The following is a 12,126-nucleotide window of genomic DNA, read 5'->3' as shown; positions in this document are numbered from 1 at the left end:
CTTTTCGCTCAGCCCCGACGCTGCCGACCGGTTGAACACCGACATGGGGCGCTACCGCGACAAGATGATTCTGAGGCCCCAGGAGATCAGCAACCACCCCGAACTGATCCGACGCCTCGGCTGCATCGCCATGAACGGGCTGATCGAGGCCGACATCTACGGCAACGTCAACTCGACCCACATCATGGGCTCGCGCATCCAGAACGGCATCGGCGGCTCGGGCGATTTTGCCCGCAACGCCTATGTCTCGATCTTCATGACGCCGTCGACGGCCAAGGGCGGCAAGATCTCGGCCATCGTGCCGCAGGCAAGTCATGTCGACCACATCAACCAGGATGTGCAGGTGCTCGTCACCGAGCAAGGGCTGGCCGATCTGCGCGGCCTGTCGCCCAAGCAGCGCGCGCGGCTCATCATCGAAACCTGCGCTCATCCGGATTATCGGCCCGCATTGGCCGACTATTTCGAGCGCGCGCTGAAGCATTCATACGGATTGCAGTCGCCGTCGCTGCTCAACGAAGCGCTGTCGTGGCATCAGCGCTACATCGAGACCGGATCGATGCGTGCCTGATTCGCTTACTGCACGACGAAAAAATCGCTGATCCGCTGCGCCATCTGCCTGAGCATGGGCAGGATCTCAGCTTCCATGTCGGCCGGCGTGTGACGTTGGGTCTGCGTTGAGACATTGATCGCGGCGATGATCGCATTGGAGCGGTCGCGCAGCGGCACGGCTATCGAGCGCAGGCCGATTTCCAGCTCTTCGTCGACGATCGCGAAATCGTCGTTGCGCACCTGAGCGATGATCCCGGAAAGCCGCGTCCTGTCGACGGTCGTCTTGGGCGTGCGCTGTGTGATCGTTGCCCGCGCCAGGAATGTTTCGAGATCGCTTTCCCCGAGGCCCGAAAGCAGCACGCGCCCCATGGCCGTGCAGTGGGCGGGCAAATGCGCTCCGACTTGCAGGTCCACCGCGATGATGCGCGGGCCTGGAACACGCGCGACATAGACCATGTCTTCGCCTGACAGGATCGCCGCCGAACAGGATTCATGCAGCTTGGCTGCGGTCTCGCGCATGAAGGGTTCGGCGAATGTCCATAACGGCACGCCATGCAGCCAGATGCGGGCCTGCGCCAGAAGACGCGGCGACAGCGAGAAGTTCCGTCCCGCCTGTACGGCATAGCCCGTCGCCACCAGTGTCAGCAGGAAGCGCCGGGCGCCGGCGCGGGTGAGGCCTGCTTTTTCGGCGGTCTCGGTCAGAGTCAGTCCGGCAGGATTGGCGGCCAGGATCTCCATGACGGCGAGCCCGCGTTCCAGCGAAGTGACGTGATCCCGGCCGGTTTCGTCGTCGCTCATGCGGCATTCCTCGGGAAATAGCGGCGCAACGAAGTCATCTCATTGACTCCAGCGTCATCTTGGCTCAAAAATGTATCGCATAGAAAACAAATGTTCGCAATACGAACTTTTGAACGGACTTTGGACAAACGGGACGAAACGCGATGACCAAATTTCTCCCCCTGTCGCAGGCGGTCGCCGACAATCTCAACAACGGCGACACCGTGGCCTTCGAAGGGTTCACGCACCTCATTCCCACCGCGGCCGCGCATGAGGCGATCCGCCAGGGCTTCAAGGACCTGACGCTGGTCCGCATGACGCCTGACCTGATCTACGACCAGATGATCGGCATGGGCATGGCCAGGAAGGCGATCTTCTCCTACGCAGGCAATCCCGGCGTTGGCCTGCTGCGCCGTCTGCGCGACGCGGTCGAGAACGGCTTTCCGCATGCGCTCGAGATCGAAGAGCACAGCCATGCCGCCATGGCCAACGCCTATGAGGCGGGCGCCGCCGGCCTGCCTTGCGCGATCTTCCGCGGTTATCGCGGCGCAGAGCTCGCCAGGGTCAATCCGAACATCAAGTCGGTGACATGCCCGTTTACCGGCGAGGTGCTCGCCGCCGTTCCGTCGGTTCGTCCTGACGTCACTTTCATCCATGCCCAGAAGGCCAACAAAAAGGGCGACGTGCTGGTTGAAGGCATCATCGGCATCCAGAAGGAAGCAGCCCTTGCCGCCAAGCGCGCCGTGGTCACGGTCGAGGAAGTGGTCGACAATTTCGACGACCTGCACCCGAACCTGACGGTTCTGCCGAACTGGTCGGTCACCGCGATTTCCGTGGTGCCGGGCGGAGCCCACCCGTCCTACGCCCATGGCTATTACATTCGCGACAACGCTTCTTATCTCGAATGGGACGAGATCGCTGCCGACCGCGACCGCTTCCGCGAGTGGATGCAAAAGAACGTCATCGAAAAGAGCGCCGACGACTTTGCGGCCCGCGTCGAACACCTGAGGAACGTGGCATGAGCGAACTCGGCTTCACCCCCAACGAAATGATGACGATTGCCGCCTCGCGCGCCTTGAAGGGCGACGACGTCTGCTTCGTCGGCATCGGCGCGCCATCGGCCGCCTGCAATGTCGCGCGGCTGACACATGCGCCCGACATCACGCTGATCTATGAATCGGGCACCATTGGCACCGCGCCCGACGTCCTACCGCTGTCGATCGGCGACGGTGAGCTGTGCGACACGGCCGTCACCACAGTCTCGGTGCCAGAGATGTTCCGCTACTGGCTGCAGGGCGGACGCATTTCGATCGGCTTCCTTGGTGCCGCCCAACTCGACAAGTTCGGCAACATCAACACGACTGTCATCGGCGACTACGCCCACCCCAAGACCCGCCTGCCGGGCGGGGGTGGCGCACCGGAGATCGCGACGTCGTCGAAGGAAATCTACATCACCATGGCGCAGTCCAAGCGCGGCATGGTTGAAAAGATCGACTTCTACACCTCCTTCGGCCACGGCGAGGGCGGCGATCATCGCCAGCGTCTCGGCATCGACACCAAGGGCCCGACGCTTTTGATCACCGATCTGGCGATCTGGAAGCCGGACCCCGTCACCAAGGAGTTCACCGTCGTTTCTCTGCATCCGGGTGTGACCCGCGACAAGGTGCAAGAGACTTGTGGTTGGACAGTCAAGTTTGCCGACACGCTTGAGGAAACCCCAGCACCGACTGAATTGGAACTCAAGACGCTGCGTGATCTCAAGGCACGCACCGACGCAGCCCACAAGGGCGAAGCGGTTGGCGCAAAGAGAGGATCGAAGGATGGCTGAGGCCTATATCTGCGACTACATCCGCACGCCGATAGGCCGCTTCGCCGGTTCATTGGCGTCGGTCCGCGCCGACGATCTTGGCGCCGTGCCGCTCAAGGCGCTGATGGAGCGCAGTGCCGGCGTCGATTGGGCAGCGGTCGACGACGTCATCTATGGCTGCGCCAACCAGGCCGGCGAGGACAACCGCAACGTTGCCCGCATGTCGCTGCTTCTGGCCGGCCTGCCTCAGGACGTGTCGGGCACGACCATCAACCGGCTCTGCGGTTCGGGAATGGACGCGCTGATAGCGGCTGCCCGCGCCATCAAATCAGGCGAAGCCGAGTTGATGATCGCTGGCGGTGTCGAAAGCATGAGCCGCGCGCCCTTCGTCATGCCCAAGGCGGACGCGGCGTTCTCGCGCCATGCCGAAATCCATGACACCACCATTGGCTGGCGCTTCGTCAATCCTTTGATGAAGAAGCAGTACGGCGTCGATTCGATGCCCGAGACCGGCGAGAACGTGGCGGAAGACTTCTCCGTGTCGCGCGCCGATCAGGACGCCTTTGCTGTGCGCAGCCAAAACAAGGCTGTCGCCGCCCAGGAAAACGGTCGCCTAGGCAAGGAGATCACGCCGGTGACCATCCCGCAGCGCAAGGGCGATGCGGTTGTCGTGTCGAATGACGAGCATCCGCGTGCCGGCACGACCATCGAAACGCTTGCCAAGCTGCCGACGCCGTTCCGTCAGGGCGGGACGGTGACGGCCGGCAACGCCTCGGGCGTCAATGACGGCGCGGCAGCGTTGATCGTCGCCTCGGAAGCCGCGGTGAAGAAATACGGTCTGACGCCGATCGCGCGCRTGCTCGGCGGTGCGGCTGCCGGCGTTGCGCCGCGCATCATGGGCATTGGCCCTGCACCGGCGACCAAGAAGCTGTGCGCCCGGCTGGGCATTTCACCTTCCGATTTCGACGTCATCGAACTCAACGAAGCATTCGCCTCCCAAGGCATCGCCGTGCTCCGTGACCTTGGCATTGCCGAGGATGCGGAGCACGTGAACCCGAATGGCGGGGCCATCGCACTGGGCCATCCGCTTGGCATGTCGGGCGCCCGCATCGCTGGTACCGCGGCGCTGGAGCTCGGCTTGCGCGGTGGCAAGCTGGCGCTTGCCACCATGTGCATCGGTGTCGGGCAAGGTATTGCGATCGCTCTCGAAAGAGCGTGAGCCGTATCCGGATACCGAAAATGAAAACGCCCGGCATTGCCGGGCGTTTTGGTCAGTAAGCTCACTCGAAGAGACTGAACAGGAATCGCACGCTGATCAGCAACAGGAATATGCCGAAGGCGACTTCCAGTTTCCGCTTCGACAGCGAATGCGCCAGGCGCGCGCCCAAAGGCGCAGTCAGCACGCTGGTTGGCACAAACAAGATCAGCCCGACGAGCGAGACATAGCCCAGCGAGAGCGGAAACTGCAGGGCTGCGACATCCGGGTACTCCGCCGCGCGGGGCCAGCCGGCATAGATGTAGCCGAGCGCACCCGGGATGGAGATCAGCACGCCGAGGCCGGAGGATGTCGCAACCGCCTGATGGATCGGCCGGCCGTAAAAGGTCATGAACAGGTTGGAGAGCTGGCCGCCGCCGATACCCATCAGGCTCGACAGCACGCCGATGATCCAGCCATAGATGTTCATGATGAGCTTGCCCGGCATGTCGAGCCCGAGCCGCCACGAATCCTTGCCGAACAAAAGCCGGATCGCCGAGAAACCGGCGACGACGACGAACACCGCCTTGAACAGATCGGCCGGTGCGTAGCGCGCTATCACGCTGCCCATGATGACGCCGACAATGACCGGTATGGCCCATTGCTTGAGGATCGCCATGTCGACAGCGCCCTTGGCACGGTGTGCGTTGAACGAGCGTATCGAGGTCGGGATGATGATGGCGAGAGAGGTGCCGACGCACAGCGGCATGCGAACCTCCTCGGGAACTCCGACGGACTGGAACAGTTCGTAGAGCACCGGCACGATGACGGTGCCACCGCCGACACCGAAGACTCCAGCGAGCAGGCCGGTAATGGCGCCGGCGCCCAGAAGGGCTACGGCGAGCCAGATGATTTCAAACGTCGATATGCCGGCCATGTCAGGAAAACTCACGCGAGAATGATGCGGGGGCTACAAGACGCAGCGCGTCCGGCGAGGCTCCCCTAGGGTTAGCGGCGCCACATATGGCACGAAGCATTGGGTCAGTCTCCCCCCGAATGCGATGCCAGACTGAGACTCCATTGGCCGTCAAAACATCGCAACAGTTTTGCGGAAAACCACCCGGATGGGTGGTTGCCTGTGATGTGTTATATCCATATGAATATAACGAATCCGTAGCTTTGCTGCGGCTCGCGCAATCATGGAGGACTGACGATGTTCACGCGTAGGGGATTTGGGGTGCGGCTCGCCGCGATGGTCGGTGGTCTTGCAGCGGTGCTATCGCTCGGCCTGCCGGCAGCACGCGCCGATGGCGATGTGGTCGTGTTCGCTGCGGCCAGCCTCAAGAACGCGCTTGATGCCGTTGACGCCGCCTGGAAGGCCGAAGGCGGCAAGTCCGCTACCGCCTCTTATGCCGCAAGCTCAGCACTCGCCAAGCAGATCGAAGAGGGCGCGCCCGCCGACGTGTTCATCTCCGCCGACCTCGACTGGATGAAGTATCTCTCCGACAAGAAGCTCATCAAGGATGGCTCGGAAGTGAAGCTGCTCGGCAACCGCATCGTGCTCGTTGCGCCAAAGGATTCCGCCGCCAAGACCGAGATCGCTCCTAATTTCGACCTCGCAGCACTGCTCGGCGACGGCCATCTCGCCATGGGCGACGTCAAGGCCGTGCCCGCCGGCAAATACGGCAAGGCGGCACTGGAAAAGCTCGGCGTCTGGTCGTCTGTCGAAGGCAAGATCGCCCAGGCTGAAAACGTGCGCGCAGCGCTCAAGCTGGTCTCTACCGGCGAAGCCCCGCTCGGCATCGTCTACCAGACCGATGCGAAGGCCGAACCCGGCGTGAAGATTGTTGGCATTTTCCCGGAAGACTCGCATCCTCCCATCGTCTATCCGGTAGGCCTGACGGCGGACTCGAAGAGCGCGGACGCGGCTGCGTACGTGAAATATCTTCAGTCCGCCAAGGCTAAGGAGCTGTTCGAGGCGCAAGGTTTCACTATGCTTGCGCCCGTCGCTTCCAACTAAAGGCATTCAGACTGACGCATGACATGGCTGGACCTCACTCCTGACGAATGGAATGCGGTCCACCTGTCGATCAAGGTGGGGCTGTGGGCGATGGCCGCCAGCCTGCCTTTCGGCATTGCGATTGCCCTGTTGCTGGCGCGTGGCAAATTCTGGGGCAAGTCGCTGCTCAACGGCGTCGTCCATTTGCCGCTCGTCCTGCCGCCCGTCGTCACCGGCTACTTGTTGCTTTTGAGCTTCGGCCGACGCGGGCCCATCGGCTCGTTCCTCGACGAGCATTTCGACATCGTCTTTTCATTTCGCTGGACCGGTGCCGCCCTTGCCTGCGCTGTCATGGGCTTTCCGCTGATGGTGCGAGCCATCCGCCTATCCATCGAGGCGGTCGACCGCAGGCTCGAGTCGGCAGCCGGCACGCTGGGCGCGAGCCCGCTTTGGGTATTTCTCACGGTGACGCTACCTTTGATCCTGCCCGGCGTCGTTGCCGGCATGATCCTGTCTTTCGCCAAGGCGATGGGCGAGTTCGGCGCCACTATCACCTTCGTCTCCAACATCCCCGGCGAAACCCAGACGCTGCCATCGGCGATCTACACGTTCACCCAGGTGCCCGGCGGTGACGCTGGCGCAATGCGGCTGACGCTGATCTCGATTRCCATTTCGATGATAGCGCTGATCGTCTCCGAGATATTCGCCCGCCGCATCGGCCAACGCATGGATGTCGGATGACACTGCTCGTCGATGTCCGCCACCGCCTCGGCGCGCTGAACCTTGAGGCCCGTTTCGAAAGTGCGGGTCACCTGACCGCTTTGTTCGGCCCGTCCGGCTCGGGAAAAACCTCGCTCATCAACATCATCGCTGGCCTGATCCGCCCTGATGCCGGTCGCATCGTCATAGGCGAGAGGACGCTGGTCGACACGACGGCTCGAAAATTCGTGCCCGCCCACAGGCGCCGGGTCGGTTTCGTCTTCCAGGACGCGCGGCTGTTTCCGCATCTCACAGTGCGCTCGAACCTGCTCTATGGCCGCTGGTTCACTCCGCGCACGGAACGCTACGCGGAGTTCGATCGCGTCGTCGACATGCTTGGCATCGGCCATCTCCTGGCGCGGCGTCCTGCGCTGCTTTCGGGTGGCGAAAAGCAACGCGTCGCCATCGGCCGAGCCCTGCTGGCAAGCCCGAGACTGCTCCTGATGGACGAGCCGCTGGCTTCGCTCGACGACGCCCGAAAGTCTGAGATCATGCCTTATCTCGAACGGCTTCGCGACGAGACCAGGATCCCGATCGTCTATGTCAGCCATTCCATATCGGAGGTCGCCCGGCTCGCCACCGACATCGTGGTGATGGCTGAGGGCAAGGTTGCAGCGTCCGGGCCGACAATCGAGATCATGCAGCGCCTAGACCTGTTGCCGCCGGAAGAGGTGGGCGAGGGCGGTGCCGTGCTCGACATGAAGGTCCTGCACCATGACGAAATTTTTGGCATGACCGTCCTTGGCGCTGCAGCTGGCGAAATGCGTGTACCGCGCATCGGGCTGGCCGAAGGCACGACAGTTCGCGTCCGGGTGAGGGCGCGCGACGTGATGATCGCCACCGAGCGGCCGCAAGGGTTGAGCGCGCTCAATATCCTGCCCGGCCGCATCGCCGAGATCGGCAAGGTCAATGGTGCGCAGATAGACCTTCGGCTCGACTGCCACGGTGATATGCTCGTCTCGCGGATCACCCGCCAGTCGCTGGAGACTCTTCAGCTTAGTGTTGGCCGCGACGTCTTTGCCGTCATCAAGACCGTTGCATTCGATCGCGCCAATCTTTCTCCAGGGGCGCCGCTTGTGCTAACCAGCGACTGACTGGAGCAGCCGATGCCATCTCTGACCTTGCGCTTGTATCTCGACCCAAAGGGCCGCCTGGGGCCGGGCAAGGTCGAACTTCTCGAACAGATTGCCGTCACCGGCTCGATCTCGGCTGCGGCGCGCGCCATGGAGATGTCCTACAAGCGCGCCTGGGACCTTGTCGAAGAACTCAAGGAAATGTTCGGCAAGCCGCTGGTAGCGGCCAAGACCGGGGGCAAGCATGGCGGCGGTGCCGAGCTGACGCTTGTCGGTGAGGAGGTCGTGCGCCAGTTCCGCGACATGGAGCGCGCGGTGAACGAGGCCGCAGCGCCCCACATCAAGGCGCTGCAAGCCGAAGCTGACGCGAAATAGTTTATTTCCCGAGTTCGATCGAACGAACCCGGGCTGCCTCGACGGCCTCCGTGAGCAGGTTCTTCAGCCGGTCTTCGCCCATCAAAACGCTGAGCGCTGCCGCCGTCGTGCCATTCGGGCTGGTCACCTGGCGGCGCAGGACGGCAGGGTCTTCGCGGCTTTCGGCGGCGAGGCTTGCGGCGCCATAAACTGTCTGCATCGCAAGGAGCGAGGCCGTCTTGGACGGAAGTCCGGCATTTTCGGCTGCTGCCGTCAGGCACTCGATGAAATGGAAGATGTAGGCCGGTCCCGAACCGGAAACCGCCGTCACTGCATCCATAAGCCCTTCGTCGGCGATGGTCGCGACCTCGCCGCTGGCCGACAAAAGGTCGCCGACGATGTCCTTGGCTTTTTCGGTGACGTGTTCGTTGGAGTAGAGAACCATCATGCCTTTGCCGATGGCCGCCGGCGTATTGGGCATGCAGCGCGCGATCGGCGTGTGGCTGCCGAGGATCTCGGCGAATGTGGCGACGGGAGTGCCCGCAGCTACGCTGACGAAAGTGGCCTTGGCATTGCCGAAGCGGCGATAGCCTGATGTGACTTCGCGAATGACCTGCGGCTTGACCGCAACGACGATGATCTCGGGGTCGGCATCGACCGGTATGCCGCCAACTTCCGAAGCGACCCGGCTGCCGAGTTCAGCCGCCCGGGCACGAAGCTCCGCGTTGGGCTCGACCACGAAGGTTTCATCAGGCGCGAGCTTGCCCGAATTGAGCCAGCCCGTGAGCATGGCGTAGCCCATGTTGCCGCAGCCGGCGAGGATCAGTCTGATGGTCATGCAAAGCCCTCCGAACGCAACTGACATAGACTGTCTTGAGGCCATGCGGAAGGGTGCTGTGCCACTTCAGCGTGTGCCGTCCAACGCCTTGCTGAAAGCGTTGGTGAAGGTGACGCCGCCACGCGGGCCGGCCTCGGCCAAAACGACGTCCATGAAGGCGTCTGTTATCCGGATCACGGCAAAGCCGCCCATGAAGGCTGCTTTCGGCTTGAACAGGTCGAGCCCGTCGCGCTGGTAGATCATCGCGGTGTCGTGCTGGTGGCCGTGGAAGACGCCAATCACGTTGGTGCCGCCGATGGCTTCAAGCAGCGCGCGCCGTTCGTCATCGCTCCACCAGTGCGGCTCGCCGCGTCCCTTGTCATTGAATGTATGGGCATCCGCGTCCCACCTCTCAGTCGAGAACGGGTCCCAACCATAATGCTGGAACAGCATTACCGGCCGCCCGTCGCTGGCAAAGGTCTTGAGGTCCTGCTTGAGCCAGTCGAGCGCGCTGATCGCGCCCTTGGCGGTGTCGCCGGCGAATCTGTGGGTCTGGACGAGGTGCAGGCCGCCCCAGTCCCATGAATAGCAGTCGGATGGCGCTTCGTAGTCGGTGGYCGGGACCGGTGGCTTGAAGAATACGCTGGGGCGGTGGTTGATCTCGACATAGTCGCGCATCTCGCGTCGGTACCAGTCGACATGCGGTGGCGGGCCGTCCTGGTCGAGATCGTGATTGCCGAGCCCCACATAGACAGGCACATGCACGCGGTCGGGGCCGTTGCCTTCCTGGTAGCGCTGGCTGAACTGCAGAAGCTGCGTGCCTTCATGCGGTTGCGTCACCTGGCCGCCGCCGTCGTCGGTCATGTCGCCGCCGATCACCAAACCGAGCGAACGCCCGATCCTTTGGCCGGCACCCGCCAATCCACTTGGCACGCCGCCGATCTCGCGCGGCCACGCGAATTCGCCGACCTCGTTCAGCGCCGCGATATGCCGGCGCAGATTTTCGTCGGTCTTGCCTTCGGCCTGGCAATTGGGACTGAGACCGCTTGCCATGCGGCAGGCGTGGATGTCGGCCGAAAACAGGAAGGTCGCGTCGATCTTCGGCCAGGTGGCACTACGCGCCGTGGGCACCTTGAGCAACGAGGCGAGGCCGATGCCCAGTGTCTGGGCAAGCATCTGGCGTCTGGAAACAGTGGCGATCATAGCGCGAGAATGTCTTTCTCGCCGCGCATGATCAAGAGCGCTGCTCAGGCACTCGACTTGTGGATGACCGTGCGTGAGACCAGCCGGAGCCCGAGTACGCCGAAGACGAAGAACATCCACACCGGGTCGGTACGGCGGAAGAAGAAGCTTTCGAGGAAGGCGTTGAGCGACGTAAACAGCACCACCATCATGAAGAAGTCGCCGAGGAAGACGTTTTCCTTGTAGAGCGGGATGCGCATGTAATCGCGCATCGGTGCGATCAGGAAGACATAGATCGCCACCACGAGTGCCGGGAGTCCCATGGCCACCGCGAGATCGATGTAGCCATTGTGGCCATGCACGATCCCGCTGATGTCCCAGCCCTGGTCGAAGGTATGATCGATCCTGGTGACAATGGGCGTACCCCAGAAGCTTTCATAGCCGTAGCCGAACCAGGGCTGCCTGGCGATCATCTTGCCGGCAAACTCCCAGATCGTGGTGCGGCCGGTATAGGTGAGATCCGGGAAAAGATGGGCGGCAAGCTGCTTGAGCGGGTCGATGAAGACGATGCCGAGCGTGGCTAGTGCTGTGCCGGTCACGGCAAGCGCAAACACCAGGGGCACGCCAAGCCGCATGCCGATCATTCCGGGCAAAAGCACCAGCAGGATCGAAAGCGGCACAAGGCCCGCCGTGGTCTTCGAGCCGGTATGCGCCATGAAGACCATGGCAAGCAGAAACAGAACGATACCCGACCTGCACCAGCCGCGGCGGAACAGGTAGATGCCGGCGAAACTGAAACAAGCCATGACGGGTGCTGCGATGTTCTTGTGGGAGAAGGCGCCTCGCCAAAGCCCGGAGTGTTCGGGTTCGAAGCCGCCGGAGCCATGGATCGCAACGCTCGGATAGAAAATGACGCCGCCATAGCAAAGCCCGACGACGACGAAACCGGCGAAGGCGAGCACAGTCGAATAGGCTTCGCCGTCACGCGGCAGCGCCAGCACGGTTGCCATGGCGATGATACCGATGAGGGTGAATGTGGCGGCGCGGAAGGCGGCGCCGGGGTCGATGGCATTTGCCACCGAAATCATGAAGAAGCACAAAAGCAGCAGCCACGGCAGGCCCGCCAGTGCGCGCAGCCTGCCCGGACCGGCAAGGGTCAGCAGCGAAAACATGGCAAATGCGCCGAGCGATCCGAAGCCGAGCTGGTTGACGATATCGCCACCGCCATCGAGGTTGGCGCTCGCTGGCTGGAACGGCCGGAACGACACGATGACGATGGTCAGCACCACCGCAGCGACGGCCGTGGCGACGCCCGCTGGGTTGAACGCCGCCGAAAGCGGCGCGGTGTCAGTTCTTCTCAGGCTGCCGGTATTGCTCATTGGCATAACCGAAGTCGGCCATCACACGGCCGAGCGCCACATGGATCGGATAGATCGCCACCGACGGCGAGCCGGTGACGACAAGGCGCTTCAAGGCACGCAGGGGCGAAGCGGCGAGAAGTGCGAGGCTTTTGAGGAAGACGCGCGTATTGGCGAATGGCGTGCCAGCATATTTCTTCTTGGCAACCAGTGTCGAGATGACACCGTTGCGCAAGGAACGGGCGCGGATCCAGTC

General features: G+C 62.7%; 13 protein-coding genes and 1 pseudogene. 8 read left to right on the top strand and 6 right to left on the bottom strand.

The genetic code is table 11. The features are described from left to right. The coding region (locus AC1DUU_RS10925; RefSeq protein WP_476783441.1) for an acetyl-CoA hydrolase/transferase C-terminal domain-containing protein at nt 1-568 on the top strand (568 nt) is incomplete at its 5' end. Nucleotides 569-573: 5 nt separating this feature from the next. Here AC1DUU_RS10925 and AC1DUU_RS10920 read toward each other — a convergent pair. After that, complete coding sequence (locus AC1DUU_RS10920) at nt 574-1,347, bottom strand: IclR family transcriptional regulator domain-containing protein (RefSeq protein WP_476783440.1); 774 nt, start codon at nt 1,345-1,347, stop codon at nt 574-576. A gap of 143 nt (nt 1,348-1,490) precedes the next feature. On the opposite strand from AC1DUU_RS10920, the gene AC1DUU_RS10915 reads away from it, so the two are divergent. Genes AC1DUU_RS10915 through pcaF form a run of 3 tightly spaced genes read left to right on the top strand, consistent with a single transcriptional unit; the run spans nt 1,491 to nt 4,352 of the window. Further along, nucleotides 1,491-2,348 (top strand): CoA transferase subunit A, encoded by an 858-nt coding sequence (locus tag AC1DUU_RS10915; RefSeq protein WP_476783439.1) that lies wholly within the window; start codon nt 1,491-1,493, stop codon nt 2,346-2,348. After that, complete coding sequence (locus AC1DUU_RS10910; RefSeq protein WP_476783438.1) at nt 2,345-3,154, top strand: CoA-transferase subunit beta; 810 nt, start codon at nt 2,345-2,347, stop codon at nt 3,152-3,154. Before AC1DUU_RS10915 ends, AC1DUU_RS10910 begins: the two co-directional genes overlap by 4 nt. Further along, entirely contained in the window at nt 3,147-4,352 is a 1,206-nt protein-coding gene (gene pcaF / locus AC1DUU_RS10905; protein WP_476783437.1) for a 3-oxoadipyl-CoA thiolase, read from the top strand. Before AC1DUU_RS10910 ends, pcaF begins: the two co-directional genes overlap by 8 nt. Before the next feature lie 61 nt (nt 4,353-4,413). Here the strand turns inward: pcaF and AC1DUU_RS10900 are convergent, their stop codons facing one another. Further along, nucleotides 4,414-5,265, bottom strand: a complete 852-nt coding sequence (locus AC1DUU_RS10900) for a sulfite exporter TauE/SafE family protein (protein WP_476783442.1) — start codon at nt 5,263-5,265, stop codon at nt 4,414-4,416. Between the two features lie 276 nt (nt 5,266-5,541). Between AC1DUU_RS10900 and modA the strand changes: the two genes are divergently transcribed. Genes modA through AC1DUU_RS10880 form a run of 4 tightly spaced genes read left to right on the top strand, consistent with a single transcriptional unit; the run spans nt 5,542 to nt 8,534 of the window. Then, nucleotides 5,542-6,348 carry a molybdate ABC transporter substrate-binding protein gene (gene modA, locus AC1DUU_RS10895; protein ID WP_476783436.1) on the top strand — a complete coding sequence of 269 codons (807 nt, stop codon included), beginning with the start codon at nt 5,542-5,544 and terminating at the stop codon, nt 6,346-6,348. An 18-nt stretch (nt 6,349-6,366) separates the two neighbouring features. After that, nucleotides 6,367-7,068 carry a molybdate ABC transporter permease subunit gene (gene modB, locus AC1DUU_RS10890; protein ID WP_476783435.1) on the top strand — a complete coding sequence of 234 codons (702 nt, stop codon included), beginning with the start codon at nt 6,367-6,369 and terminating at the stop codon, nt 7,066-7,068. Then, complete coding sequence (modC, locus tag AC1DUU_RS10885) at nt 7,065-8,180, top strand: molybdenum ABC transporter ATP-binding protein (protein ID WP_476783434.1); 1,116 nt, start codon at nt 7,065-7,067, stop codon at nt 8,178-8,180. Before modB ends, modC begins: the two co-directional genes overlap by 4 nt. 12 nt (nt 8,181-8,192) lie before the next feature. After that, entirely contained in the window at nt 8,193-8,534 is a 342-nt protein-coding gene (locus AC1DUU_RS10880) for a winged helix-turn-helix domain-containing protein (protein WP_476783433.1), read from the top strand. A gap of 1 nt (nt 8,535) precedes the next feature. Here the strand turns inward: AC1DUU_RS10880 and proC are convergent, their stop codons facing one another. The 4 genes and pseudogenes from proC to AC1DUU_RS10860 form a co-directional block, all read right to left on the bottom strand. Next, entirely contained in the window at nt 8,536-9,351 is an 816-nt protein-coding gene (gene proC / locus AC1DUU_RS10875; RefSeq protein ID WP_476783432.1) for a pyrroline-5-carboxylate reductase, read from the bottom strand. 66 nt (nt 9,352-9,417) lie between these two features. Continuing rightward, the gene (locus AC1DUU_RS10870) at nt 9,418-10,533 is read right to left on the bottom strand and encodes a metallophosphoesterase (protein ID WP_476783431.1); all 1,116 of its coding nucleotides are present in this window, start codon (nt 10,531-10,533) and stop codon (nt 9,418-9,420) included. A gap of 44 nt (nt 10,534-10,577) precedes the next feature. Beyond that, nucleotides 10,578-11,891, bottom strand: a complete 1,314-nt coding sequence (locus AC1DUU_RS10865) for an O-antigen ligase family protein (protein WP_476783430.1) — start codon at nt 11,889-11,891, stop codon at nt 10,578-10,580. Continuing rightward, nucleotides 11,860-12,126 (bottom strand): annotated as a pseudogene (locus AC1DUU_RS10860) (glycosyltransferase family 2 protein); the annotation flags it as partial. The gene AC1DUU_RS10865 and the pseudogene AC1DUU_RS10860, both read right to left, overlap by 32 nt.

The organism is Aminobacter sp. P4_H6_2 (genome assembly GCF_056400805.1).
Note: the sequence above shows the minus strand (reverse complement) of the source record. Positions and strands in the feature narration are given on the sequence as shown.

Coding starts and splice junctions, on each gene's coding strand:
- AC1DUU_RS10920 (WP_476783440.1), bottom strand. CDS start 1,347: ATGAGCGACGACGAAACCGGCCGGGATCACGTCACTTCGCTGGAACGC.
- AC1DUU_RS10915 (WP_476783439.1), top strand. CDS start 1,491: ATGACCAAATTTCTCCCCCTGTCGCAGGCGGTCGCCGACAATCTCAAC.
- AC1DUU_RS10910 (WP_476783438.1), top strand. CDS start 2,345: ATGAGCGAACTCGGCTTCACCCCCAACGAAATGATGACGATTGCCGCC.
- AC1DUU_RS10900 (WP_476783442.1), bottom strand. CDS start 5,265: ATGGCCGGCATATCGACGTTTGAAATCATCTGGCTCGCCGTAGCCCTT.
- modA (WP_476783436.1), top strand. CDS start 5,542: ATGTTCACGCGTAGGGGATTTGGGGTGCGGCTCGCCGCGATGGTCGGT.
- modC (WP_476783434.1), top strand. CDS start 7,065: ATGACACTGCTCGTCGATGTCCGCCACCGCCTCGGCGCGCTGAACCTT.
- AC1DUU_RS10880 (WP_476783433.1), top strand. CDS start 8,193: ATGCCATCTCTGACCTTGCGCTTGTATCTCGACCCAAAGGGCCGCCTG.
- proC (WP_476783432.1), bottom strand. CDS start 9,351: ATGACCATCAGACTGATCCTCGCCGGCTGCGGCAACATGGGCTACGCC.
- AC1DUU_RS10865 (WP_476783430.1), bottom strand. CDS start 11,891: ATGAGCAATACCGGCAGCCTGAGAAGAACTGACACCGCGCCGCTTTCG.